29 protein-coding genes are annotated in these 25,487 nt (G+C 44.3%); 6 read left to right on the plus strand and 23 right to left on the minus strand.

Annotated features, from left to right (window positions below; all coding sequences use genetic code 11):
* The 8 genes from QZV24_RS05260 to QZV24_RS05295 all read right to left on the minus strand — a co-directional run.
* Window positions 1-368, minus strand: a 368-nt coding sequence (locus tag QZV24_RS05260) for an SAM-dependent methyltransferase (RefSeq protein WP_294521143.1), incomplete at its 3' end; no start/stop codon positions are given.
* Window positions 356-1,426, minus strand: coding sequence for a cobalt-precorrin 5A hydrolase (locus tag QZV24_RS05265; RefSeq protein ID WP_294521145.1), 1,071 nt, complete (start codon window positions 1,424-1,426; stop codon window positions 356-358). The genes QZV24_RS05265 and QZV24_RS05260, both read right to left, overlap by 13 nt.
* Complete coding sequence (gene cobM / locus QZV24_RS05270; protein WP_294521154.1) at window positions 1,423-2,184, minus strand: precorrin-4 C(11)-methyltransferase; 762 nt, start codon at window positions 2,182-2,184, stop codon at window positions 1,423-1,425. The genes QZV24_RS05265 and cobM overlap by 4 nt, the downstream gene beginning before the upstream one ends.
* Complete coding sequence (cbiT, locus tag QZV24_RS05275; RefSeq protein WP_294521157.1) at window positions 2,184-2,768, minus strand: precorrin-6Y C5,15-methyltransferase (decarboxylating) subunit CbiT; 585 nt, start codon at window positions 2,766-2,768, stop codon at window positions 2,184-2,186. The genes cobM and cbiT overlap by 1 nt, the downstream gene beginning before the upstream one ends.
* Window positions 2,768-3,403, minus strand: a complete 636-nt coding sequence (gene cbiE, locus QZV24_RS05280; RefSeq protein WP_294521159.1) for a precorrin-6y C5,15-methyltransferase (decarboxylating) subunit CbiE — start codon at window positions 3,401-3,403, stop codon at window positions 2,768-2,770. Before cbiE ends, cbiT begins: the two co-directional genes overlap by 1 nt.
* Complete coding sequence (cbiD, locus tag QZV24_RS05285) at window positions 3,385-4,488, minus strand: cobalt-precorrin-5B (C(1))-methyltransferase CbiD (protein WP_294521161.1); 1,104 nt, start codon at window positions 4,486-4,488, stop codon at window positions 3,385-3,387. Before cbiD ends, cbiE begins: the two co-directional genes overlap by 19 nt.
* 13 nt (window positions 4,489-4,501) lie before the next feature.
* Entirely contained in the window at window positions 4,502-5,203 is a 702-nt protein-coding gene (gene cobI, locus QZV24_RS05290; RefSeq protein WP_294521164.1) for a precorrin-2 C(20)-methyltransferase, read from the minus strand.
* 1 nt (window position 5,204) lies between these two features.
* A complete protein-coding gene (locus QZV24_RS05295) occupies window positions 5,205-5,705 on the minus strand; it encodes a hypothetical protein (RefSeq protein WP_294521168.1) in 501 nt (166 codons plus the stop codon).
* A 154-nt stretch (window positions 5,706-5,859) separates the two neighbouring features.
* Here QZV24_RS05295 and QZV24_RS05300 point away from each other — a divergent pair, with 154 nt between their 5' ends.
* Together QZV24_RS05300 and trxA are read left to right on the plus strand one after the other, a co-directional pair.
* Complete coding sequence (locus QZV24_RS05300; protein WP_290656721.1) at window positions 5,860-6,063, plus strand: ferredoxin-thioredoxin reductase catalytic domain-containing protein; 204 nt, start codon at window positions 5,860-5,862, stop codon at window positions 6,061-6,063.
* Between the two features lie 19 nt (window positions 6,064-6,082).
* Entirely contained in the window at window positions 6,083-6,394 is a 312-nt protein-coding gene (gene trxA / locus QZV24_RS05305) for a thioredoxin (RefSeq protein WP_294521171.1), read from the plus strand.
* A gap of 95 nt (window positions 6,395-6,489) precedes the next feature.
* On the opposite strand, the gene deoD is transcribed toward trxA, so the two are convergent.
* The 9 genes from deoD to hydE form a co-directional block, all read right to left on the minus strand.
* Window positions 6,490-7,200, minus strand: coding sequence for a purine-nucleoside phosphorylase (deoD, locus tag QZV24_RS05310; protein WP_294521239.1), 711 nt, complete (start codon window positions 7,198-7,200; stop codon window positions 6,490-6,492).
* A 182-nt stretch (window positions 7,201-7,382) separates the two neighbouring features.
* A complete protein-coding gene (locus QZV24_RS05315; protein ID WP_294521174.1) occupies window positions 7,383-7,859 on the minus strand; it encodes an HAD family phosphatase in 477 nt (158 codons plus the stop codon).
* A 3-nt stretch (window positions 7,860-7,862) separates the two neighbouring features.
* Window positions 7,863-9,737, minus strand: a complete 1,875-nt coding sequence (locus QZV24_RS05320; RefSeq protein WP_294521177.1) for an acyltransferase family protein — start codon at window positions 9,735-9,737, stop codon at window positions 7,863-7,865.
* Between the two features lie 199 nt (window positions 9,738-9,936).
* Window positions 9,937-11,142: an NrfD/PsrC family molybdoenzyme membrane anchor subunit gene (gene nrfD, locus QZV24_RS05325; protein WP_294521180.1), complete on the minus strand. Its 1,206-nt coding sequence runs from the start codon at window positions 11,140-11,142 to the stop codon at window positions 9,937-9,939.
* Window positions 11,143-11,144: 2 nt separating this feature from the next.
* Window positions 11,145-11,930, minus strand: a complete 786-nt coding sequence (locus tag QZV24_RS05330; protein WP_294521183.1) for a 4Fe-4S dicluster domain-containing protein — start codon at window positions 11,928-11,930, stop codon at window positions 11,145-11,147.
* A gap of 15 nt (window positions 11,931-11,945) precedes the next feature.
* Window positions 11,946-13,439: a [FeFe] hydrogenase, group A gene (locus QZV24_RS05335; protein ID WP_294521184.1), complete on the minus strand. Its 1,494-nt coding sequence runs from the start codon at window positions 13,437-13,439 to the stop codon at window positions 11,946-11,948.
* 139 nt (window positions 13,440-13,578) lie between these two features.
* Entirely contained in the window at window positions 13,579-14,805 is a 1,227-nt protein-coding gene (gene hydF / locus QZV24_RS05340; RefSeq protein WP_294521187.1) for a [FeFe] hydrogenase H-cluster maturation GTPase HydF, read from the minus strand.
* A gap of 2 nt (window positions 14,806-14,807) precedes the next feature.
* Window positions 14,808-16,226: a [FeFe] hydrogenase H-cluster radical SAM maturase HydG gene (gene hydG / locus QZV24_RS05345; RefSeq protein WP_294521190.1), complete on the minus strand. Its 1,419-nt coding sequence runs from the start codon at window positions 16,224-16,226 to the stop codon at window positions 14,808-14,810.
* A gap of 13 nt (window positions 16,227-16,239) precedes the next feature.
* Window positions 16,240-17,289, minus strand: a complete 1,050-nt coding sequence (hydE, locus tag QZV24_RS05350; protein WP_294521193.1) for a [FeFe] hydrogenase H-cluster radical SAM maturase HydE — start codon at window positions 17,287-17,289, stop codon at window positions 16,240-16,242.
* A gap of 270 nt (window positions 17,290-17,559) precedes the next feature.
* Between hydE and QZV24_RS05355 the strand changes: the two genes are divergently transcribed.
* From QZV24_RS05355 to thiM, 3 genes are all read left to right on the plus strand, one after another.
* Window positions 17,560-18,159 (plus strand): hypothetical protein, encoded by a 600-nt coding sequence (locus QZV24_RS05355; protein WP_294521195.1) that lies wholly within the window; start codon window positions 17,560-17,562, stop codon window positions 18,157-18,159.
* A gap of 284 nt (window positions 18,160-18,443) precedes the next feature.
* On the plus strand, window positions 18,444-18,965 hold the full coding sequence (thiW, locus tag QZV24_RS05360) for an energy coupling factor transporter S component ThiW (RefSeq protein WP_294521201.1): 522 nt from the start codon (window positions 18,444-18,446) through the stop codon (window positions 18,963-18,965).
* Window positions 18,958-19,788 (plus strand): hydroxyethylthiazole kinase, encoded by an 831-nt coding sequence (gene thiM / locus QZV24_RS05365; RefSeq protein ID WP_294521202.1) that lies wholly within the window; start codon window positions 18,958-18,960, stop codon window positions 19,786-19,788. The genes thiW and thiM overlap by 8 nt, the downstream gene beginning before the upstream one ends.
* Before the next feature lie 48 nt (window positions 19,789-19,836).
* Here thiM and QZV24_RS05370 read toward each other — a convergent pair whose 3' ends face one another.
* Both QZV24_RS05370 and QZV24_RS05375 read right to left on the minus strand, forming a co-directional pair.
* Entirely contained in the window at window positions 19,837-20,166 is a 330-nt protein-coding gene (locus QZV24_RS05370; RefSeq protein WP_294521203.1) for a type II toxin-antitoxin system RelE/ParE family toxin, read from the minus strand.
* The gene (locus QZV24_RS05375) at window positions 20,166-20,471 is read right to left on the minus strand and encodes a type II toxin-antitoxin system RelB/DinJ family antitoxin (protein WP_294521204.1); all 306 of its coding nucleotides are present in this window, start codon (window positions 20,469-20,471) and stop codon (window positions 20,166-20,168) included. The genes QZV24_RS05370 and QZV24_RS05375 overlap by 1 nt, the downstream gene beginning before the upstream one ends.
* Window positions 20,472-20,843: 372 nt before the next feature.
* Here QZV24_RS05375 and QZV24_RS10590 point away from each other — a divergent pair, with 372 nt between their 5' ends.
* Window positions 20,844-21,215, plus strand: coding sequence for a transposase (locus QZV24_RS10590; RefSeq protein WP_363137956.1), 372 nt, complete (start codon window positions 20,844-20,846; stop codon window positions 21,213-21,215).
* Window positions 21,216-21,269: 54 nt separating this feature from the next.
* Here QZV24_RS10590 and QZV24_RS05380 read toward each other — a convergent pair whose 3' ends face one another.
* The 4 genes from QZV24_RS05380 to rsfS all read right to left on the minus strand — a co-directional run bounded on the left by QZV24_RS05380 (window position 21,270) and on the right by rsfS (window position 25,465).
* Complete coding sequence (locus tag QZV24_RS05380; protein ID WP_294521205.1) at window positions 21,270-23,039, minus strand: AIPR family protein; 1,770 nt, start codon at window positions 23,037-23,039, stop codon at window positions 21,270-21,272.
* Between the two features lie 117 nt (window positions 23,040-23,156).
* Window positions 23,157-24,083: a chemotaxis protein gene (locus QZV24_RS05385; RefSeq protein WP_294521206.1), complete on the minus strand. Its 927-nt coding sequence runs from the start codon at window positions 24,081-24,083 to the stop codon at window positions 23,157-23,159.
* A gap of 163 nt (window positions 24,084-24,246) precedes the next feature.
* Window positions 24,247-25,125 (minus strand): S1 RNA-binding domain-containing protein, encoded by an 879-nt coding sequence (locus QZV24_RS05390; RefSeq protein ID WP_294521207.1) that lies wholly within the window; start codon window positions 25,123-25,125, stop codon window positions 24,247-24,249.
* Window positions 25,115-25,465, minus strand: a complete 351-nt coding sequence (rsfS, locus tag QZV24_RS05395; protein WP_294521208.1) for a ribosome silencing factor — start codon at window positions 25,463-25,465, stop codon at window positions 25,115-25,117. Before rsfS ends, QZV24_RS05390 begins: the two co-directional genes overlap by 11 nt.
* Between the last annotated feature and the right edge of the window lie 22 nt (window positions 25,466-25,487).

Raw genomic sequence — 25,487 nt, forward strand, 5'->3', positions numbered from 1 at the left:
ACCGAAGCCGCCGCATTTACAGCTGATACTCCGGCTACTGTACCACCAAATTCCGGGCGTTTTTCCACCGGATACTGCAGCACCAGCTCCAAAACCAGTCCAGCCATACCATAGATGCCTGCATCACCACTGGAAACCACCACGGTGTCCCGTCCATTGGCAGCAGCCTCTACCGCCATTTTGCACCGGTCCACCTCCTGCATCATCCCGGTGCCAATTATTTCCTTATCCTTTAGCATCGGCTCTATCAAACTGATATATGTAGTGTATCCCACCACTACCTGAGCTTGTTCAATGGTTTTATGCGCCTTTGGCGTCATTTCCTCCGGGCTGCCCGGTCCGATTCCTACAACTGTTATTTTTCCCATACTAATGCCACCGCTACTTTCTCATACTTGGTTTTAGGCAGGGCTAAGACTCCGTGAGCAACACAGCAATACGCCGCTGCCTCCGATACATTGCCCACCCCGATGGTTTGCTTCACAAAGGACGATTCCTGCAGACCATAAGCTTCTATCTGTTTTTCCAATGCATCATTTTCACAAAAGCTGACCTGCTTATTCAATTTTTTCCCCACTGACAGCAATCCCTGTTCATTAGCCTTTACCACTGAGCTGGCCAATTCATCCACCCGCTCCGGTCCCCAGCCAATGGCTCCGCAGGCCGAAGTCAGCGCCTTCATAATAAGCACTGAACTGGTCCCCTTCCGGCAGCCAATCCCAGCCACCAGCTTGCGGGGTTTTAAATATAATACCGATTCATCAGCAGGCAGACTGTGTTTAGTAATAATTGCCTTATAGCCTTTGGTGGTCTTTATCACTCGTTCCAGCTCTGCTTTGCTGTACAAATGCGCTGCAATGCCATTCTTCCTCAATTTGGTAATATAGGAGCGACTGCACGGGGTTTCTTCATCAACAAAATACTCCACAGTTTCTCCCCGCAAAAGAGCACTGTTTAAAACCTGAATACCTTCCTTTGAGACGGGATACAGCCCCAGCTTGGATGCCACCACATCCGGCGCCACGAGATAATTGATATCCGTAGCCGTAGTAATAACTGGGTTCCCCCCCAATTTTCTGGCCAATTTCAAAGTCAAGTCATTGGCCCCGCCCACATGGCCTGATAACAGGCTTATGATGTTCTGACCCTTTTCGTCCATAACGACTACGGCCGGATCAGTCAGCTTGCTCTCTAAAAGCGGTGCAATGGTTCTCACCACAATTCCGGTAGCCATAATAAAAATCAATCCGGAATACTTGTTGAAAATATCCTTCAAAAGCGTGGACAGACGGCTATAGGACTGCACATCTTCCCTGGGCGGCATATTTTCGTGGCAATATATATCCACCACTGCTGACATATTATTTCTGATTTTATCTGCCAAAATCAGCCCATTGGCTGATGATGTAAACACTGCATATCTCATATACTTGATTTCCTAAATCCATGACTAAATTCCGGCGCATAGAGTCTGGACAGTTCATAATCACTGCCCAGCACATGACTGACTACTATCATAGTGGTACGGTCCACACCTTTTCCTTCAATTTCCTTGCAAATTGTGGACAATGTCCCACGGAAAATCCGTTGCTCCGGCCAGCTGGCCCGCTGCACAATGGCAATCGGTGTATCAGGCTCATATCCACCGGCAATAAGCTCTTCCACCACCTCACTGAGCATGGAAATGCTCAAAAATATACACATGGTTGATTTGTGTGCGGCCAAAGAACGAAGACTTTCCCGGTCCGGCACCGGTGTGCGACCTTCATTACGGGTAATGATAACTGTCTGGGTTACCCCTGGTAATGTATATTCCTGTTTCAGGGCCGCTGCTGTAGCCAAAAAGCTGCTCACTCCCGGCACCACATCATACTCTATGCCCTTTTCCGACAAGGCATCCATCTGTTCCTGTATGGCTCCATAAATACTAGGGTCACCAGTATGAAGCCGCACCACCTTTTTATTGTCCTTAACCGCCTTTTCAATGGTGTCCAAAACCTCCGGCAACGACATAGAGGCAGAATTATAGATTTCACAGTCTTCCCTGGCATAGTCCAATAAAGCCTTTGGCACCAGTGAACCGGCATAAATTATTACATCGGCTTCCGCCAAAAGCCGCTGCCCTTTCACCGTAATCAGCTCCGGATCCCCTGGACCTGCTCCAACAATACTAACACTCCCCACTAGCATTTCCTCCCTTTTTCAGCTATGACAATAAAAACAGGATTATTCGCTTTAGCCATATCATAAGCCCCCAGCTGCTGCAGCTGGCTCACCTGCACCTGTATGGCTTCATAAGTATAATCCTGACGCTGACGCATATATTCAATACATTGGGCAATAGTCTGGATAGTTATGCAGTTGACCACTATCCGTCCACCCATTTTCAACTTTTCATCCACCTTGTCCAATATTAAAGCCAAATTTCCGCTGCTGCCACCAACAATAGCCGTATCCAGCTCCGGCAGCTGGTCCATACCATCCGGTGCATAGGCCTCAATTATTTTTAAATTTTTCACACCAAACTTAGTGGCATTTTTTTGAATAAGTTCAATGCCCTCTGGATTTTTCTCGATAGCGTAAACCATTCCTTTAGGCGCCTGCAGGGCTGCTTCAACAGACAAAGAGCCGGTACCGGCCCCAATATCACATATTATGTCCCCTGGCTTTATTTTTGCCTTGGCAATGGTCAATATACGGATTTCCTGCTTGGTCATGGGCACCTTGCCCCGAATAAATTCCTCATCAGGAATGCCTAAGCTGTACATTATGACTTCACCACCAATACACAGTTCAAATATACCGTTTCCAGCTTCGCCGCTTCGCCAATAGTAGTTATAATGATCTTTTCATCTGGGTATGATAATCGGTTGCATATCCCCACCATAGTTCGGGCCGGCCAACCCATTTTTCTGAGCATTGCCGGTATGGTCTTGGAATTATTTTTCTTATCAGTCAGGAACCCCAACACCCTGCCTGGCTGATATACCATCCGTTCCCCTGGAGGCTTGCGGCCGTGCATACTGATGAGCTCCGCGTCATGCCAAGGCAGTCCCAGCTTGGCAAAGGCTACCTGCATTGAGCTAAGGCCCGGTATAATTTCAATCTTCACTTCATCCTCAAATATTTGCTGAATAGCATCCAACAGGGAATAATACCCCGGGTCACCGGATACCATTACCACTACATCCCGTTCTGCCAGCTGTGCCCGGATAAACACCATAGCCCGGTTTAATTCAGCATGAATGATGAACTGATTCTGGCCTTCCTTCTTGCCGTACTGCTCCATGGCCCGAGTACTGCCCACCAATGCCTCAGCCTGCTCGATGGCCTTGATTGCTGCCGGTATCATATACTCTTTGCTGCCTGGTCCTATTCCGACCACTATAATTTTATGTTCCATCCCAAATCCTCGCCAATCTTTCTTCCCGTCTCATCCATTCCCAACAACTGACCCTTTAAGGTCACCAACACAGTTCCCACCTTAAGCTCACCAAAGGTAAACCGCTCAGCCCTTAGGCTGGCCCGAGCTGCCAGAGTGTCATATACCGACTGTAGCTTATATTTCTCAATTACCGGCAGAGCCTCTTCCGTAGTAACAGCGTCCAATATTTGCCGTATTCCCTCTGCCGGCATGCCAGCCGCCCCGCTGTACGCGGCCAACGCCTCCAGCCGTCCATCACCGACCCGGTTATGTGTATAGAAAACTCCCGCAGCCACCTTGACCAGTTTTCCGATATGGCCAAACAGCAGTACCCGATCCAAGCCATTATCCACTGCTGCTTCCAGCATATGTCCGATGAAATTACTGGTCTGCACCATGGCGCCATCCGGCAACCCCCATTCAGTGGCAATCCGTGAACCAATCTTGCCCGGAACAAAAATTTGTGTTCTATAGCCTGCGGCCAAAGCTACCCTTATCTGTGGCACCAGAGAGTCCTTGAACGCCTCCTCGGACATAGGTCGCAGTACGCCGGTAGTTCCGATAATAGATATCCCGCCCTGTACTCCCAGCACCGGGTTGAGCGTTTTCTTGGCCAATTCTTGCCCACCGGGTACATCAATCCTTACCCTGCATCCAGGCACATAACCAAAAGCCTCGAGCAACGACTGTCGTATCAGTTGTCGTGGCCCTGGATTGATGGCCGGCTCACCTGGCGGTACGGCCAATCCCTCCTTGGTAACCCTACCTACCCCATCTCCGGCAATGTATTCAATATCCGCCAAGGCTTTATCAAGAATCAGCGTAGTAAAAATCGACACTCCGTTGGTAATATCCGGATCGTCCCCGGCATCCTTTACTACTTCGACTCTTATCCCGTCCCCTGCCGCCTCAATATTTTTTATTGGTATAGTTAGCCTGGTTCCGTCCAGAGCCGTTATCTCTATCCCGTCATTGCTACTTCCCTGCATGAACAGGGCCGCTGCCTTAACACCAGCTGCCACACAAGCCCCGGTGGTATAGCCGCCTCTAAGCTCCTTAGCCATCTTTCCCCCTAAATCAGCTATCCTTTTTGGTCAAAATTGTCGACAGGTAATTGAGCTTTTTCTCTCTATTTTCCCCTACATCAGTAATGATTTCTTCATCTGGCAGGCCACACCGGCTCACCAACATAGCTTCCTTTAGCATAGAAGCCGTCTCCAGATTATCTACCACCTGAGAAAAATTCTTGTACACCTTCATTATTACTGCTTTATCACAAGCAGATAAGGCTTTTTTCATCTTTTCTTCGGATACAGTAGCGGGTATAATGCTCAGCACCTCATCCCCCTCCACCGATGCCCGTCCCAGCTGGCTGGCGATAGCACAAAAGGCTGGAATTCCTGGAATAGTTGTAATGTCTGCCCCTGCTGCCTTCAGACGATTATATATATAAATATATGTGCTGTAAAACATGGGATCTCCCAAGGTCAGGAAAACAACCTGCTTGCCTTGGTCCAACATATCCATTATTTCCGCCTTATTTTTATCCCAGGCGCTGGTATCTGCCGCAAACCCGGTTACCATCGGATAAACCTGATAAACGATTTCCGTAGCTTCCCCAATGTATCTTTTGGCAATATTTAACGCTACACTGCCTTCCTTCTTTTCAGTGCGGGGCGCGATAATAACATCTGCCCTCTTTATGGCCTCGACTGCCTTTACAGTAAGCAGCTCCGGGTCCCCTGGGCCAACCCCTATACCAAACACCTTCCCCTGCATCTCACCACTCCTCGGCGTAGATGATTTCAGTGATTATCCCCATTTTATCAACATAAAATCGCATGGAGCGGTTGGTGTCTTTCACCGGATAATTGTAAAATACCCGGTCAGTAATCTGCATCTTCTCACCAAATCCATACATACCGGCCACCGTCTGGAATGGTATACCTACAGTTAATCCACTTGGTGTATCCAAATTGCTGGCTTTAAGATTTACATTAGTAACCTTCAGGTTATCCTCCGGCGTAGGGTCTTCGGAGCCAGTCCGAGCTGTAACACTGAAAACAGGGCTATAAATGTATCGTACCCCCCGACAGTTGTCTACATTGAACCACTTCTTTTCCACAGGGTCACCGAAAATACTTCTTACATAGGCCAAAGTACAATCGTGACCTACTCCGCCAATATACATCTCTGATTCCGGCATCCAATGGGCCATGGCCCCAGCACTAAACATCACCATCGTCACACACATCGATAAAAATAATTTCATCAATTTCATTTATTTATCCCTCACTTCTTATTTATGATTCACTTTGTATTTAATTTTACTATGAAATCCCCACCCGTCAAGGGGGAAAAGATTTCCTGAAGAAAAGTCTTTACAACATTTTAATTTCTTTTAAAATTAAATATAAGACAGGAGGCGTGTAATAATGAAAATATTGCTTAACGAAGATACGCAGGTTGTCGCCACCGTTAAGGAAGGCCTGGCCAGAACAGGCGGTTATTGTCCATGCCGCCTGGAAAAGACCGAAGACACCAAGTGTATGTGCAAAGAATTTCGTGATCAGATTAAGGACCCGGAATATGAAGGGTACTGTCACTGTATGCTTTATTACAAATCACTGAAGGACTAAACACAGGGAGGAATATAATATGGCAGAAGTAAAAATTACCAAGGATAATTTTCAGCAGGAGGTTATGGAATCCGACATTCCGGTTATTGTTGATTTTTGGGCCAGCTGGTGTGGTCCGTGTCAGATGATGGCCCCTATTTTGGCGGAAATCGCTGAAGAAAACGAAGGCTCCATAAAAATAGGCAAGGTAAATGTTGACGAAGAACCGGCTCTTTCCGCTCAATATGGTATCGTTAGCATTCCAAGCCTCTATGTCTTTAAAAATGGCAAGGTAACCAACCAGTACATTGGTTATATCACCAAGGATGCCGTGTTGGCTCTGCTAAAATAAATCATCATAACTAACAAAATCCCCAGGGACAGAATACATCATCCGTCCCCGGGGATTATTATTTACAAGTTTCCAACACTACTGTACTACATATTTTAATCCAAAATAATGGTTTCCAGAGCAATTTTCACCATATCATTAAAATCAGTCTGACGCTCTTCCGGTGGAGTTATTTCCTTAGTCAGGAGATGATCACTGGCTGTAAAGATACCCAAGCTCTGTACCCGATACTGAGCGGCCAAAATATACAGGGCAGCTGTTTCCATTTCTACCGCTAAAATCCCATGCCGCCGCAACCGGTCATTATCAATATCATCATCATAAAACCGGTCAACAGTGATAATATTGCCCACCTTAGCGCTGATATTCAGCTTCTTGGCACAATCAGTTGCCTTGGTAAGCAAATCATAATCAGCTAATGGAGCAAAATTGATCGTTGGACCAAATATATTTCGCACAATGGAGGAATCAGTAGACGCCCCCTGGGCAATTACAATATCCCTGATATTGATATTTTCGTGCATAGCACCGCAGGTACCTACCCGAATCAGCTTTCTGGCTCCATAATTCTTAATCAGCTCATTAACATAAATGGAGATGGATGGAATACCCATACCAGTACCCTGCACCGACACCGGAACCCCCTTATAGGTCCCGGTAAAGCCATATGCTCCACGAATTTCATTATACAGCTTCGGCTCATCCAAAAAAGTTTCAGCAATGTGCTTGGCCCGCAAAGGGTCACCTGGCAGCAACACTCGTTTGGCTATAGCACCTGATGGTGCTCCTATATGGATACTCATTATAGATATTCCCCCTTCAATATGATTATTATTTACTATATCATTTTACCAATTTTATTATATCATAATGGTTGCTGACAATTATATCCGCTTTGCTCAAATTTTGCGGACCGGAATTAGGATTTTCATAACCTATGCAATACATCCCGGCTGCTTTAGCCGCTGTAACTCCGGCCGTGGCATCCTCAACAACAGTGCAAATTAGTTAAAAAAATCAACGGGTCTGGTTTACTTTTCGGCAAATCATTGCCACTGACCAGCACTGAAAAATAGTCCTTTAAATCAAATCTGTTCAGCACCAACTCAATCATCTCCATAATGGATGATGACCCAAGACCAATAGGATAACCAACGGCCCTGATGTGTTCCAGCAATTCTTTTATGCCGGGCATCACCTGTACTGAGTCATCCTCCGCCAACAGCCTCTTGTACAAAGCATGCTTTCTTTGGGCCAGCTCCTGCCAAGACAACTGACACTGGGGATTCTCCTCTACCATGGTGCCGTAAAAATCCCGGCTGCTTCGCCCTACAAAGGTAGCCAGCCGCTCATCACTGATACTTATGCCACATTCGGCCAACACCTGTTTCTTGGCTTTGGCATGGATAGGCTCACTGTCGTAAATAACCCCATCCATATCGAAAATAAACGCCTTTTCTGCCATATTTTACTCCTGTTCCGGAATAGTTCCCTTTTCGGCCAATTCCTGCTCCGCCAAAGTTTCCGCTACCCGGTTGCGTAGCAGCTGGGCATATTGCACAATACCGGCATCATCTGGATGAACACCATCCTTGGAAAGCCATTCCGGATGCTGAGAAATCAGCCCATACCAATCAATCAGGTGAACATTGCTATGCTCCGCGGCCATCTTGGCAATGTATGCATTATTGGTGTTTTGCCATTTCACATGGGGTGCATAGACATTTACCCAGAAAATTTGCCGGTTCGGTCCAAGGTAATCCAGCAACGCCTTGGTCTGTTCCTCATACCGTTCGCCCCCAGCAATAGGTCCATTGGTCCCCAGGGCAATAATAACCACATTGCCCAGCCGACCCTGCTCATCCATCAGTTGGGCTGCTTCCAGTCCATCTCCCACATATCTTGATACTGCCGCATCTATATAACACCCCGGCAATACCTTTCGTATTGAATTGGCTGACCCCAGCATTACCGAATCACCGATACAGGCAATACCATTCAGATTTACCTGCTCCATTTGCTGTTTTTTGGCCAGTTCATAAGCCTCCTGATTGTGCCGCTCCAGTTCATCCGCTTCCTTTTGGAGCCGCATCTGTAATTCACTTATGATATCCTCCTTGGCAGCAGCTGACTCCGCCACACCTTTAAAGCCAAAGGCGGCAATCGAGCACCCTACCAAAGTCACCATTAAAAACACTGCGCACTGAGCCTTGGCAACCCCTTGCCAACTATATGGCAATTTCAGCCAGATAATGGTCTCCGATACCGCATCGGACCAGATGGTCAGCAACAGAATGATAAGCAGCTCCAGCACCGGATAATAAGCTATTGTGTTCCAGCCCATATGACTGAAGAAAAAGATTACCGGATACTGCCACAAAAAAATACCATAGCTTTTCTTACCAATCCATTTTAGCAGTGGAGTATCCAGCAGCTCCCCCAGCACCATGCCTTTATCCACAACCAGTATCAGCATCACACAAAACATCAGGGTCATCACCAGCATACCGCCCTGATAAGTAATACTGTTCTGTCCATCAAGGAACATATAGGAAGCAATGGTCATACCAAGAAAAACTACAAAAGCAAAGTAGCTGATAGCATTACTGCCACTCCTTGCACCACTCTTTTCAGCTGAAAAAGCTTTGGCCAGTCCCAGGGTCGCTCCCAGTAACAGGGCATAGACTCTGGTATCCGTACCATAGTAGAGACGGGTAATATCCACTCCCTGGATATACATCAACGGCATAAGCCCAGCCGTAATCAACCCAATAACACCCAAAACAACGACACCAATTTTCTTGCCGAAAATACTGCTTATACCGGCAAACAGCAAAAAAATCAATGGCCATGCCGCATAATACTGCATTTCAATGCCCATAAACCACAGATGGGTAAATGGGGACGCATTGGCTATCCGGGTAAAATAATCCGCATTCTGCTCCAGCTGCCACCAGTTATTGTATCCCAGCAAAACCGATTCGGCTTCCGGCCGAATAGCCGCTATCACATCCGGGGCATAAAAATAAAATACTCCGGCACTTACCAACAGCATAAGTACCATAGAAGGATAAATTCTCTTTATCCTTTTTACATAATACCTTACAAGATTAAATTTTCCATCCATCCATTCCTTACCGGTGGTATACGCCAACAAGAAACCGGTAAGAACAAAAAACAACGACACCCCCATATAGCCGCCAGGCACCTGCTCCGGAAACATATGGAAAAGGGTAACACCGATAATAGCCAAGGCCCGCAGACCATCCAAGCCCTGCAAGCGTGTAACATTTCTATATCTTTTTATACTATAACCCACACCTAAATCATGGTTTCTTTTCATCAACTAATCTACTCCCAAAACAAATTGCCCAAAAATTATAACACATAATGGCAAACCATAAAAGGTGATGGCCAATAAAAAAGGAAAAACGAATTTTTTAATACCAGCTCCTAATTATTTCTAACCTTTTTAAGCAAACATAAAAAATTACCACAATAAAAAAATCTGGCCGGTAAATACCAGCCAGATTTTCGCTTCATCAGCGTTTCTTGGTACGCAACAGTGCCCAAATGAGATTTTTTATGTCCTTATCCTTGTCAATCTTTATCTGAACGGCCCGTTCATTGCCAATGATATTGAAGTTCTCCACCAGGAAGCAATAAATCAACACGCCCATGGAGATGAGACCTGCACTGACAATAATTTCACCAATACCAGGGAAATAAGAACCACTTTCGTACATTGAAGTAAATACACAGTTCAGACGATTCAGAATAACACCCAGCACTGTCAGCCAGGCATAAGTCAACAGCCCCCACCGCTTCTTGCTCAACGGGCTGATTATCACAATTATCGGCACAATTATACCAAAGAACATTTCCAAGCAATACATATTGCTTTGGAGACTCCCCTGGAATACATAGCCCCACTCATGCTTTTCAAAAAGATCATAGAGCTTGAGCAAAAGGTAGGCCCCCATAATGCTGGCACCAATCCGGTTCAGCTTCATCATGATATTGTGTGGAATCTCATGACCATAAGCTGACTTGGCCAGCGTGGTTTCTACCGTTACCATAGCAGAGCCAATAAAGAAGGATGACATCAGGAAATAGATCGGCAGGAATTCACTCCACCACAGCGGGAACATCTTTTCCTTCATTATGAGGAACAAACCGCCTAAGGAAGACTGGTGCAGTACCGGGAATACCAGGCCAATTACGATGAGTATCGGCAAAATCTTCACAATATATTTATGCAGCTTTTTAACCAGCACCCGCTCGGTAATAATCTCAAAAAACTCAAAGCTAAGAATGGTGGTATAAATGGAAATACACCAGAAAACCTCAAAGAGTACCGAAGTATATCCCCAGGATACGAATGGCCGCCAGAAGTTAAACCATTGCCCGATATCCAAAAACAGGCCGGCCATTACCAGAATATATCCCAATAACGAAGTAAGCAATGCACCGCGGCCCACCACGGCAAATTCCTTATACCGCAACATACTTACCAGTAAAGCTGTTGAATATCCGCCACCGGCCAGAGCAACTCCGCACATTACATCAAAGGCAATCCACATTCCCCAAGGGGTTTCATCGGTAAGATTGGTCACATACTGGAAACCCGTCAACAGACGAAGCAACACCGCAGCCACCATCAGGAGCACCAGACCAGTCAGCACAAACCGGGTCGGAGTAATGGTAAAGTCCCAGCCTAATATCCGAAAACACTTGTAAACTTTCATACTCAGCCCTCCTTCCCCTGGTCATTATCATCTTGGTGATGATGATTAGCCTGATTATTTTTATCCACCCGATAATTATAATATGATAATCCGGCCAGGAATAAAGCCCAACAAGCGGCAAAGCCAGGCACCTTGGAAAGATAGCTCTTGGAATAATCTGTAACAGGTTTTTCGCTAACCTGCTTGAAGCCCAATTCTTCAAACGGTACATCTGAGATGTACAGCCACTCAGCACCGCCTACCTCATGCTCGCCATATATGTGCTTTACATACCGGTCATCGTTGTCAATTATCTGATGAGCCCTCTTCAGCAGCTCATCCCGTTTTCCGGCTGTCAACGCACCTGTAGTACAAGCCGATACACAGGCTGGTGCATCACCGGATTCCAGCCGGCTGACACACATCTGACACTTGGCCACCTGTGGGAACTGCTCGTTCCACTGATATTTTGGAATTGAATACGGACAGGCTACCAAACAATACCGGCAGCCTACACACAGGTCCGGATAATATACCACAGCTCCGGTCTTTTCATCCTTTTGAATGGCCTTGGAGAAGCAGGCTGATGCACAGGCCGGTTCCAAACAATGGAGGCACTGCTTTTTCACAAATCTCAGCTTGTCATTTTTATAGCGCTGAATAACGGTCCAATGGTTATCATCCAGATCAATACGACCGTCCTTCACATTGCGGGGCTCCGCTTTAAAATTCAGTTTATTGTACAGCTTACAGGCCACACTGCAGCCATCGCAACCGATACATTTTGTAATATCTACTAATACAGCCATTTATTTCACCTCTTCTCAATCAAACAGCCGATTATGGCGATTGACAAATGTTGTGTGCAAGTACTTCTCAGCTTTTTCACTGAGTGGCTTGCCGAAGAATTCTTTATAAATAGCTTGTATTTCTGCATTATCATGACTGCACCGCTTGGCTGCCCCGGTATCTTCCTTGTAGATAGCTTCAATACGCTTCAGCTTCAAATCGCTTTGAGAAGCTACCGCCGACTTCGGCTGGCCGCCACCGCCTATACAGCCACCTGGGCAGGCCATAAATTCCAGGAACTGCCACTTGCTGCCATTGGCCTTGATACCGTCCAGTACCTTACGAACATTGTCCAAACCGTGACATACGGCAATATTTACTGACCCCACTCCCGGGATGGTTGCCGTAGCCTCCTTCAAGGCAGTCATTCCCCGAACTGGCTTCCATTCCAACAAATCTGCTGGTGGATTGGTGCCGGTAGCCAAATAATAAGCCGTACGGACAGCTGCTTCAGTAACGCCACCAGTTGCACCAAAAATTCGGCCAGCCCCGGTGGACTCACCCAATACAGAATCATAGTCTTGTTCCGCTACAGTATTCAGGTCAATGCCCTTGTGCTTTAACAATACGGCCAATTCCCTTGTAGTGAGGGAATAGTCCATATCCTTATGCTCATCTACCTGCAATTCCTTGCGTTTTACCTCATACTTTTTGGCAGTACAAGGCATAATGGATACATTGACAATCTTAGCCGGATCAATGCCCTTTTTCTGGGCATAATACGACTTAATAGTAGCCCCCATCATATTCTGTGGTGATTTACAGGTAGACAGGTTATGCATCAGTTCCGGGTAAAAATACTCACAATATTTGACCCAGCCCGGACAACAGGAAGTAAGATGCGGAATTTCATCCTTCTTTTTGGTCAGGCGATGCACAAATTCCGATGCTTCCTCCATAATGGTCAAATCCGCCGCAAAGCAGGTATCAAACACTGCATCAAAACCAGCTTCCTTTAAGGCTCCAGCCATTTTCAATCCAACGCTGGTCCCAGGTGGCATACCAAACTCCTCACCAAGGGATACCTTGGTAGCCGGTGCAGTTTGTACCACCACATATTTATCATTATCATCCAGTGCTGCCAGCACTTCCTTGATATTACGCTTCTCCGTAATAGCCCCGGATGGGCACCACATAGCACACTGACCACAGCCTACACAGGCAACCTCGTCCTTCAAAGGCAACGGATAATTGCCGTAAACCCCCATCACATTTTTACAGGCCTCTACGCACTGGCCACACAAAATGCACTTCTCATCATCACGCTCTATGGAAGCATTGCATTTGCTGATTGCCACCCGGCCCTTTAAATTGACCGGAAAATCGCCCTTCCCCTGATATTGATCAGGAATCCAGCCCTTGCCTCCCGGTGACTCCCCCTTACAGCCGGTTGCCATAACGCCGAAGCCCAGCACCCCGGATCCGGCTACAACCTTTAAGAACTTACGACGAGACATCTTTTTACTCATACATAAACTCCCCTTAAATAATTTAATCCTTTTATTACATTTCCCTACTACACACAATAAATTCTCTTAATAATTTTATCACTTTATAATAAATATAAACAATATTGGTTTTTTATGGAAAAATTATTTTTACCTATAATTATTTATGATACGCAATTTTATCCAATATCCCCGTCAAATAAGCAATGGTTACCCCATAATTGGTCATAGGAACCTCCTGGTCCTTGGCCCGTTGAATTCTGGACAGCACATATTGCCGGTTAAACATACAGCCCCCGCACTGAATAATCAGGTCATAACCGGACAAATCTTCCGGAAAGTCCGTGCCGCTTACCATATCAATTTCCATTGCTTCACCAAAGCGTTTCCGCAGTTGCCTTGGAATTTTTACCCGGCCAATATCCTCGGTCAAAGGGGCATGTGTACAACATTCCGCAATCAATACCCTTGATTTTTCCGTCAGCCTATCAATAGCCTTTGCCCCTTCGATATAATATGCCAAATCCCCCTTATAGGCAGCAAAAAGCACCGAAAAAGAGGTCAGACGGCTTTCCGTCGGCTTATGCTCATAGACAAACTTAAAGGCCTGGGAATCGGTTATAATCAACTCAGGTACCTTCCTTAAATTCGCCAAAGAATACTCCATTTTATCAGTTGTAGTACATACTACCGTACATTTTCGGTCCAGCAGCTCCCGGATAGTCTGCACCTGAGGTAAAATCAGTCGCCGTTTTGGTGCCTGAATATCCTGGGGCATCACCAGAAGCACTACATCCTGTTCCTTGACCAGATCTCCCGTGATAAAATCCGCATCATAATCCTCCGGCATAAGCCTGGCCAAAGCCATCCGAATATTGTCCTGTTCTTTGTCACTTGGTTTCCCGCAATCCAATACCACAATTTCCAGTCTGGCGCCCTTTGATTGAAGCTTTAGGTCTGTCTTCAGTTTTTCCAGCCTCGGTTCACTCTCACCAAAGGAATTTATCACCATCAGCATACGAATATTTTTTTTGCGGAAATAATCCACCAATTCGTATTCCCGGGCATATCCCCCCGTATGATTACTTGGAAAAACAATCACGGCCACATCGGCCTTTTCCATGGCCAGCTGAGTCTTTTCCATACGCCTCTGGCCCAAGACCGAATAATCCTCCACCCCGGCGGTATCAATAATCACACATGGTCCCAACGGATTGATTTCCATGGCCTTATACACCGGATCAGTGGTGGTACCCGGCACATCAGACACAATTGATACATCCTGTCCCGTCATAATGTTTATCAGGGTGGACTTCCCACTGTTGGTGCGGCCAAAAATCCCGATATGAAGTCTGTTTGCATTTGGAGTTGAATTTAATTCTGCCATAATTAAAACCTGAAATCCCGTTTTCCGTCGCTTATTTCTGCCAAATGCTCCATGGCAATTTTCCGGACTTTATCATTAGGAATTTTAGTTAATTCCTGCTCAATCATTTTCAGGCCCTTGACCTTGGTATCTTCACTGGCATAATCCTCCAAATACTCTTTCAGGGTCAGCAGGGCATTCGGATGACAGCAATTCAAAATCTGCTTATTCTTGCACAATGTCATAAACCGGTCTCCGGTGCGCCCCTCCCGATAGCAGGCCGTACAGAAACTAGGCACATACCCCATAGTAATGAGCCAATTGATTACCTCATCCAAAGTCCGTCGGTCACTGACATCAAACTGGGCCGAGTTATCCTCCTCCGGCTCTTCCTCCACATAGCCGCCTACACTGGTACGGGATGCTCCGCTTATCTGGGAAACACCCATGGCCAGAGCCTTTTCCCTGACTGCTTTCCCTTCCCTGGTAGAAATTATCATACCGGTATACGGTACAGCTACTCGGATAAGGGCAATGATTTTTTCAAACATTTCATCGCTGATACCATTATCAAAAGCAGATGGATCGATATCATCGGCCTTTTTCACCCGTGGAACGCTAATGGTGTGGGGACCTACCCCATGAACTGCCTCTAAATGCTCCGCGTGCATCAAGAGTGCTGCAAACTCATAGCGATAGCTTTCCAGTCCAAAGAGCACTCCCAGCCCCACATCATCTATGCCCCCCTCCATGGCCCGATCCATGGCCTCCGTATGATAGGCATAATCGTGCTTTGGCCCGGTTGGATGCAGGGTTTCATAGGATTTCTTGTTATAGGTTTCCTGGAACAATATATATGTGCCAATACCGGCTTCTTTAAGCTTTCGATAATTTTCCACGGTAGTTGCGGCAATATTGACATTTACCCGGCGGATGGCCCCATTTTTATGCTTGATATCATAAATAGTCTTGATGGATTCCAGTACATATTCAATCGGGTTGTTTACCGGATCCTCGCCCAATTCAATGGCCAGCCGCTTATGCCCCATATCCTGTAGGGCAATAACCTCACGCCGAATTTCATCCTGAGTCAGCTTTTTCCGACTGATATGCTTGTTCTTCATATGATAAGGACAATACAGACAACCATTTACACAATAATTGGAAAGATATAACGGTGCAAATAAAACAATGCGGTTGCCGTAGTAATCCTCCTTTATCTTTTTGGCCAGTTCATAAACTTCCTGCAATTTTTCTTCATTGTCGCAGGCCAGCAGTACAGATGCCTCCCGGTGGCTCAAGCCCTTTCCCAGCTTTGCTTTGGCAATTATCTGGTCAATGACCTCCACATTGTCCTTGTTTTCGTCGGCGTACTTTAACGACGCCAACACTTCTTCATCCGCAATAAATTCTTCTGCCTTCAACGATTTCTCATCATACATTTCTATCACCTGTTTATTTGTAATCTCCCCGGTCACAAACAATGCTGTAACCGATATTTTCCACACGCTTTTTCAGACACGCTATGCACTCGGCAGCTTCCTCTCCAGTGCATATTTTCTTGTCGTACAGGGCATATTTTCCCCGGACATCCCGTGGTGACAGGTTTGGCATCACCACATTGGCTCCGGCCAAAAGACCTTTTTCCCGCCCTGTAGGGTCAATGGTCCCCAAGGCCGTTGTAGCCGGCAGAAGTACATGGGGCAGCAACAACCTAATAATGGACAACAAGGTTACCGTCATATTACAGGTACCAGCCGTTTCCTGTGCCAGAGGAGTATCATGCTGGGGAATAAACGGACCTATCCCCACCATATGGGGCTGCAATTCCCGCAAAAACTGCAAATCCTCATAAATGGTATCTACACTTTGTCCCGGCGAGCCCACCATAAAGCCTGCCCCCACCTGATAGCCTATGTCCTTCAAATTTTGCAGACACTCTTTCCGGTTGGTTAGTGATAGCTCTGCCGGATGAAGTCGTCTATAATGGTCATCATCTGCCGTTTCATGCCGCAAAAGATATCGGTCAGCCCCAGCTTGGAAGTATGCCTCATAGCTCTCCCGATTTTTTTCACCGATGGATAGTGTCAACGCACAGTCTGAAAAACCGGCCTTGATAGAACCTATCAGCCGACACAGTCTTTCATCGGTAAAATACTCATCCTCGCCGCCTTGCAGCACAAAAGTGCGGAAGCCTAGTCTATAACCTTCTGCACAACAAGCCAATATTCCTGCTTCATTTATGCGATATCTTGCTATATTTTTATTATTCCGGCGTATGCCGCAATAATAGCAATTATTTTTGCAATAATTGGTAAATTCAATCAAACCACGAATATAGACATTCTTGCCATATATTTTTTCCCGCACAAAAACAGCCCGCTGCCGCAGTTCTTCCGCCTCGTGCCCGTCCAGCAGCTGACTCAACTGCTCCTTGCTTATATTCCGATTTCTCTCGATTTCATCTACTATGGAAATAAAATCATCCCCTAAAACAGATGTCATTTATAACGCCATTGTTCAAATTTTTCTTCTTTAAAATTAGCGTTTCCCTAAAGGACTAGCTTCGCGTCGCAACGAGCTGGGAGATATGCTCGCCAGCTGTTAAAGTTTGTTTCCCCCCACCTAAAGAGGTGGGGGACATCTTAAAGCTCGTTATATTACAACTCAATATTATAGCTTCAGCTAATCAAACGCAAGGTATTACATTCTTAATCCTCTTCTAATTTCTTTACTCCTACCTTATGCTATAATATTTAAAAGGAGATGATTGCTATGAGAAGATTGTTATCCATATTTTTCAGTGCCTTCTTTTTTGCGGTATGTCTTCTGGCTTCTCCGGCCGCCCAGGCAGAGCCAATCAGCTGGGCTGACAAATCCTTCGATTTTAAAACCATTCATACCATATATTTGAATGATCTGGACCTTACCAAGGTCACCTTGGGCAGCAATGTACTGGAGTTAAATGCCCGTGACCAGCTGAAGGAATCTTCCAAAAAGACTAATCTGAAGGTTATGTATGATGTGCCATATACCTATCAGACTGATGCCGTAGTCCATGTGGCCATAGAAAAATTTGATGCGGAAATCATTCATATTCCGGCACACACCTCGGTGGTATTCGTTGACCCGCCGTTTTGGCCACACCGTCATTGGCGTTGGCACTATTATCCATCGGTAGTTCCGGTGCAGGAACCAGCTATGGATATTCCATGCCAAATCATAAAGTTGCACTGTATCGTAAAGGATCGCCGCAACGAAGCAGTTATCTATGAATACGAGGATACACGGCAGATAAATCCGGATAACACCCAAAAGGAATTTAAAAAGATGTTTAATGATCTTTTTAAGAGCATAAAGAAAATAACCCATTAAGGAAAAGTACAGAAAATTGCTTAAATTATTTTTCCTATTGACAAATTTTCTTTATTTTCCTAAACTAAAATCGTCAGTTATCTGACTGAACCGTTGAGGAGCGCCTTCGGTTCAAAAAAGACAGTTGTATAGCGAGGGACCCCGTGTTTCGGGTTGAGAGGAAGCTTTTGAGCTTCGACCGACTGCCTTGGCAGGTTTTGCTGTACGAATGTCTATTTATGTCTTTAACTTCACTTGTTCAGCTGGCCAGTCAGGCAAATCAGCTAAAGGAGTGAAGTTTTTTTATGGAAAATCATCAAAAAGTGTTGCGGATGGTCTTTATGGCCATGATGATCGGGTTGGGCGTGGTTATCTCCCCTATCCTTAGAATTGAAGGTATGTGCCCTATGGCCCATCTCATCAATATCGTTTGTGCGGTGCTGCTTGGTCCTGTAGAGGCCTTCACCTGTGCCTTGATTATAGGCATAATAAGAATGATGTTTATGGGTATCCCACCACTGGCTCTGACGGGCGCCATTTTCGGTGCTACCCTGTCCGGTGTGTTATACCGGCTATCCAAAGGAAAACTCATTGCCGCTGTCCTAGGTGAAATCATCGGAACCGGCATAATCGGTGCCATTGTATCTTACCCGGTAATGGCTCTTTTAATGGGGCGTACTGGCCTCACCTGGCTATTCTATGTGCCATCCTTTATTATGGGTACCCTGATTGGTGGAACTATTGCTTTTATATTCCTTACCGCCTTGAAACGAAACAATTCATTATCTGAAATACAAAAGAAATTAGGAGCAAAGCATTATGATTAACCATATTCTTGCTGAGGAACTAACCACCCTGCGGCATGCTATTCAAAACACCCATCCTCTTATCCATTGCATTACCAACCCTATTTCCATCAATGACTGTGCTAATATCGTTTTAGCCGTCGGCAGCCGGCCCATTATGGCGGAGCACCCGGAAGAAGTAGCAGAAATCACCGCTACTGCCCAGACACTTTGCCTTAATCTTGGGTCCATTACCAGTGATCGGTTGAAGGCAATAAAAATAGCGGCAAAAACCGCTAAAAAAAACCATATACCCATAATTATTGATATTGTAGGAGCTGCCTGCAGCACTTTAAGAAACAATTTTCTGAAGGATTTTCTGCAAACTATACAGCCGGACATCATCAAGGGAAATATCTCAGAAGCCTTATCCATATGCGGCAATGAGTGTCACAGCTCTGGGGTCGAAGCCAATAAGGAACAGCTTATTACCTTGGAAAATGCTCAGGAATACGCTCAGCTGTTTGCCAAATGGGCCCAGGAACATAGAACCGTTCTGCTGATAAGTGGCCCCCTTGATTTCATCACGGATGGCAGTTCAGCCTATCTGATTTCCAATGGTGTACCCATGATGGGCCATATCACAGGCACCGGCTGTATGTTAAACGCTCTGACTGCCGCCTATATGCCCGCTGGCAGGCCATTAGCAGCGGCCCTGCTGGCCACCTTATCCTTTGGCATTGCCGGCGAACTGGCAGTAAAATCATCCCAAGGTCCTGGCACCTTCCACATGCATCTGTTTGATACATTATATAATCTGACAGATACTGATATTATTACGAAGTGGAAAATAATAACACTCTGATTCCAAAGGGATGGCGCTTTTTACAGTAACCATCCCTTTTTATTACCATTAAGAATTATATCGTTTTTCCCCCAGCCTTGTATGAATATCCGATGCACCATACAAAACATTAGTAACCGTTACCACCCATGAGTTCACCACATAGCAAACAACATAATTGTCCACTATCATTCTATGTATTCCCATAGAACGCTCCGGTTCACATTCAAACAAACCAAACCTGTTGGGCAACGATTCCAATGTCAGGATGGCATCTGCAATCCTATTATACTGCTCCAATGCAATTTCCGGGGCTTGCAACCTCACGGCAATATGTTCATATAACGCTTCCATATCATTAAGGGCATCCTTGGTCAGCTTTACTGCATATTTATCCATCAGCTTCGGCTCTCCCGAAACTCATCAAAAGCCGCCTTTGCCTCATGTACCATTCCAGCTTGGTAAGACTCATATCCCCTTTTTAATTTTTCGTGTATCTGTCCTTCAGTCATATTGGTTGCGTTTATACAGTCCGGAACCTGTGGAAGCTTTACTGGAAAGGGAATCCCCCCCACCAGAACAATCTGATTTAAAAACATATCCACTGCCGTCGACATCGGTATTCCCAATCGATACAACACAAGTTCTGCATTTTGTTTCAATGTTGGGTTAACTCTAAGATTAAGCGTTCCTGACTTATCCATTTCTACTCCCCCCAGCAGCATCAACAGATGACTGCTTAAATAGCATGACGCCTGCCTTAACCGTCAAAATCTGCTTACACAGGTGTTGCAGCCCTAGGCGAGAGAACTACCAGCAAGTACATCTCTCATAGGTGACTGCTAATTAGCGAGGGTGCAGTCAGCGGTTAAGATCAGGATGATCCTTTACACATCTTCCATTCCTAGCCAGAAAGGTGGTGTTTACTTTGAAGAAGGCGGATCTTCTTTCTACTCTTTTTGTCGGTATCGACATCAGCTCAAGGGAAAATGTCGTGGCTGTTATGGACTGACTTTGAATCCACAAAGCCAATCGCATCTTTTACAGTTCCCAATAACGAGCCAGGTACCGAAGAAATGGTCACAAGAATTTATGAGTATCTAACTCCAAAAAGTGGTCTGGATCGACTTGTAATAGCACTTGAATCCACATCTTTTTATGGAGTTCATATTGCTAACTACTTGTCTACATGCCCACGCCTTATGCCATTTCACACCGAAGTGTACTGTTTAAATCCAAAGTCTATTGCCAACTATAAGAAATCATATATCGGGCTTAGCAAAAACGACTACATTGATGCATTCGTTATTGCTGACTTTGCCCGGGTTGGCAGAATTACTACAAAACCATGGCGTGGGTGCCAGTATCTGGCTTTGCAGAGACTGACACGCCATCGCCTTCACTTGGTCAAAGCCCTTTCTAGGGATTACCAGGTTGCTTCTCTATAATTGTAACGACAAAGTAGTTACCAGTCAACTTGCTGTTATAGATTTAATAATTTTTTATAATACTGAACTCAATGTATCCCTCTGAGAATCCAACATGGCATAGTCTACAGGTTGCTTTATCATTTTGTTATAGTCAAAGCTATATTTGTTGTAATACTCCTTTGTATATGCCTTAGTTACCGCAGAATATAATTTCACAATTCTCTCAACTTTTGCATTATCAGACAATGCACCACAAATCATTTCTTTCTTTCTGTTACTACACTCGTATATTGCAAAACCATCTATCAAGTAGTATGGAATCGGATATCTGTTTTCTGGATTATCTTTTTTTATTTTTTCTGCCCTCTTATACAGTAAATACAAATCCAAAATAATATCAATAGTTGAATCTTTAATAAAATTTACCGCTGTATTATATTCTGAGCTATTAAACTTAAGCATTTTATTTTTATTTCGATATGCCACTTCGCCACCTGACATAAATGCATTTATTATTTGCAAAAGCTTTTCTAATGGAATATATGCCTCTCCAACTTTAGACATTTCTTCAAAACCAAACTTTTTCATCCTTTCACTATTTGCTTTCTTCAGTTTTGAAATTGTTTTATATTTCCCAGCATATAAATTTTTATCAGATTGTTTGATTAATAACAAAAATCCTTTTTTTTCTAATTCTACCTGAACTCTCTTAAATTCACTAGCATTTGCTACGAATGTCTTTTCGTCAATGGCATTTTGAGAATTATTATATTTTACAATATTATGATACAATATCTCATCGTCTGATTTAGTTCTGTCTATCTCTAAAATTTTTAACATTACAAAAGTATCCTTAAATTCTTTTTCCAAATTTGAAGGATCAATATTTTTTAATGCTTCATAAATTGAATTAACTGTTTGACAGCCATTTACAATTTGTGGATTGTCAATACTAAAAACAGCATTCATATCTGGATTTGATGACTGTTGATTAATTTTGGACATTTGATCGCAAATAATAGTAATACCATTGTTGTAATAAAAGAAGTTTTTTCTATCCTCAGTATCCAAAAGCGTTTTATATATATTTTTATTTACCCCTTTATTACCTAAATATTCTCTTATATTCATGTCAAATATCGGATATCCTTTTTCTATCGAATCTCTATACAAACGAAAAACAGATACTACAGGTGTAAATACATATCGTGCATCGATAACATTTTCCAACTTATAGCTTTCAGAATTAATATTTAGTATTGTGCCTTTATTAACACTTTCTATATAGACAGTAATGCTCTTTTTTAATTGTTTAACTTCACCAAAATATTTTTCTTTTATATCATCAAGGTAAAAAATAGCAGCATGATACTTTGGATGGTTACAGTTGAATTCTCGCACATATTCCTCCGCAGCAATTACCCTTTCATTGTTGGTAACAAAAAGCTGGAGATATACGGTAAAATCATCGCTATCTTTATATTTTGTAAAAAAAGACTGAAGTTCATCTGACTTAGTGTATGTACCATTTTCTAATGCGGTAATAGCCCTAAGTAAAAAATCATTTTTTATATATTCAGCAGTTATTTTTGTCTTATCATTGTAATATTTATTTTGAATTAGATATACTTCTTTTGTGTCATCATATATCTCATAAGCATCAATGCCCAAATCGTGATAATCAACTATTTTTTCCTCAATAAGTTCATTTTCTTCGTAAAAAAGCTTTTCAAGAACCCAGTAGTTAAATGCCCACTCATCTTTTCCAATATTTGATATATACGGATATTCCTCTTGATATTCTCTAATATCTTCTTCTATTTGTTTTCTGAAATTGTCCATTAGTCTGCCCCCTTACCGCGTAAATGGATAGATACATACAACAATAACTGCTTTTTATTTCACACAAAAAGGATGTGACAAACGACACTTCATTTACCACATCCTTAACAGTTACTTTTATTCCTGACTAACTTTTTTCTTGAAAATCAATTCATCCAGCAAGCCAATCAACTGATTGATTTCCGGCTTGGAAATCTGACCATTGGCCCCCAGCTGCTCGCCCTTCCGACGCATCTCCTCGCTTATCAGGGATGAGAACAGGATAAACGGAGTTTCCGAATACCGCTGATCACCACGAACCAGCTTCAGCAGACGATGACCATCCATCTGTGGCATTTCAATATCAGAAATGATAACTCGAACCTGATCCTCCACCGGAATATCCTTGTCTATGTTGGAAAGGAAATTCCAGGCATCCTGACCATTGTTGAAATCACGGACAAATCTGTAGCCAGACTCATGCAATGTGGAAACCAACAACTCACGCAACAACGGAGAATCCTCGGCACACACAACATGAACATTGCTTCTCTTGGCCTTAACATCTACTGTTGCATCATCAAATGTAGTCAGCTTCTGATTGATTTCAGGATTGATTTCGGCAATGATAGTCTCAAAATCCAACAGGAGAATAATCTTCCCCTCCATCTTGATGATACCAACTACCCGGGACTGGTCGCCTACTTCAGGAGCCGGCTCCATATTCTTCCAGGAAATACGGTATATTCTGGACACACTATCTACCAAAAAGCCAATATCGTAATTGTTAATCTCGGTAACGATTATGTTCTTTGGCTCATCTGGCGTCTGAATATTGAGGCATCTAGGCAAATTAACTAACGGAATAGCCTTGCCGCGGAGGGTGAACAGGCCATCAATATAAGGATGCGCCTGTGGCATCTCAGTAACCGGTGTGCGGGTAATAACCTCACGAACCTTAGCAACATTGATACCATAATGTACATCACCAATATTAAATTCCACAATTTCGAACTCATTTGTGCCAGTCTCTAACAGAATACCCTTTTTCTCTTCTACTGCCATTCAATCGCCCCCATTTTATCTATTCCCTTTTGTGAATGCCTCACAAGGGACCCTCACCTAATACTCTAAAAAATAGTCATAACTACACAAATATATTTCATACATCTATATTCGTTGTTAATAGATTAAATCCTTCTTTGTAAACAGAAAAAGTTTTTTAATTTCATTTTTTCAGGAAAGTCCACCCTTCCTTTTCCGTTACCAGCCCATCCTTCATCAGATGTCCCAAAGCCCTTTTAAAGGCTGATTTGCTCATACCAAACTTGCCTTTTATCAGCTCCGGTGAACTGGTATCCGAATATGGCATCTTCCCATCATGACCTTGTAAAAACATCAAAAGCTTATCCGAATCAACATCCATAGCTTTTTCCTTGGCCAGTCTGAGGGAAGCATTCAGCCGCCCGTCCTTGCGAATATAGGTCACCCTGGCGGTTATTTTCTCACCGACTCTTGGTCTTCTAGGGGCTTCCTGATGGGGAATAAAGACAATATAGCGTTCCTTGGATAGCATAAAAATCCCGCTGTCAGTAATATTGTATATGGAACCGGAAACCTCTTGCCCCTTTTTTACATTTTCGGCCCGCACCGATGCCCGACGGATTTCATCCTCCACTTTCATGGTTACCGCCAGTCGGCCGGATTTATCAGTATACAGCTTTGCCCAGACCACTTCACCTATCTGCAGGTTTCCCCGCATTCCGGCATAAGGCATAAATATGCCCCGTTCAGCACCAACATCTAAAAAAGCACCATCTCTGGAAACATTGATTACCTTTAGTCTGGCTATCTGTCCTTCCCGCATTTTCGGTACCCGCATACTGGCTGTGAGCCGGCGTTTCGGATCCAGATACAAAAACACCTTTACCTCATCGCCAATCTTTACCGCCTGCGTCTGCTGGGTTTTATGCAGTAATATATCATCGTTGGTATTCCCTGTTTCAGCATCCAGGAAGGCTCCCAACTCTGACTCCCTGACCACCTTCATGGTAGCTACCGTACTTGGGCCATATTTCTTCTTAGCTTTTTCCATATCAGCCCTCATAAACTGTCAGTTCAGCATCGCCCCACAGGCTTTCCAGGGAATAAAACTCCCGGCTATCCTGTAAAAAGATATGTGCTACACAATCGCCATAATCCAACAGCACCCACTCAGCCTCTCTATAGCCTTCCCGATGCAGCATGGTGTGGCCTGCCTCCTGCAGCTGTTCCTCAATGTTATCCGAAATCGCCTTGACCTGAGTGGTACTGCCGGCGGAACAAACCACAAAATAATCTGTGGTCGGAGTCAGCTCAGTCATATTCATAAGCACCACATCACGGGCTTTCTTATCGTCTGCAGCCTTGGCAATGGCATTGGCCAATTCTAATGAAGTTTTGTACAAATCAATTCCTCCTATAAAATAT

Source organism: uncultured Anaerovibrio sp., from assembly GCA_902786545.1.
Lineage (GTDB): Bacteria > Bacillota > Negativicutes > Selenomonadales > Selenomonadaceae > Anaerovibrio.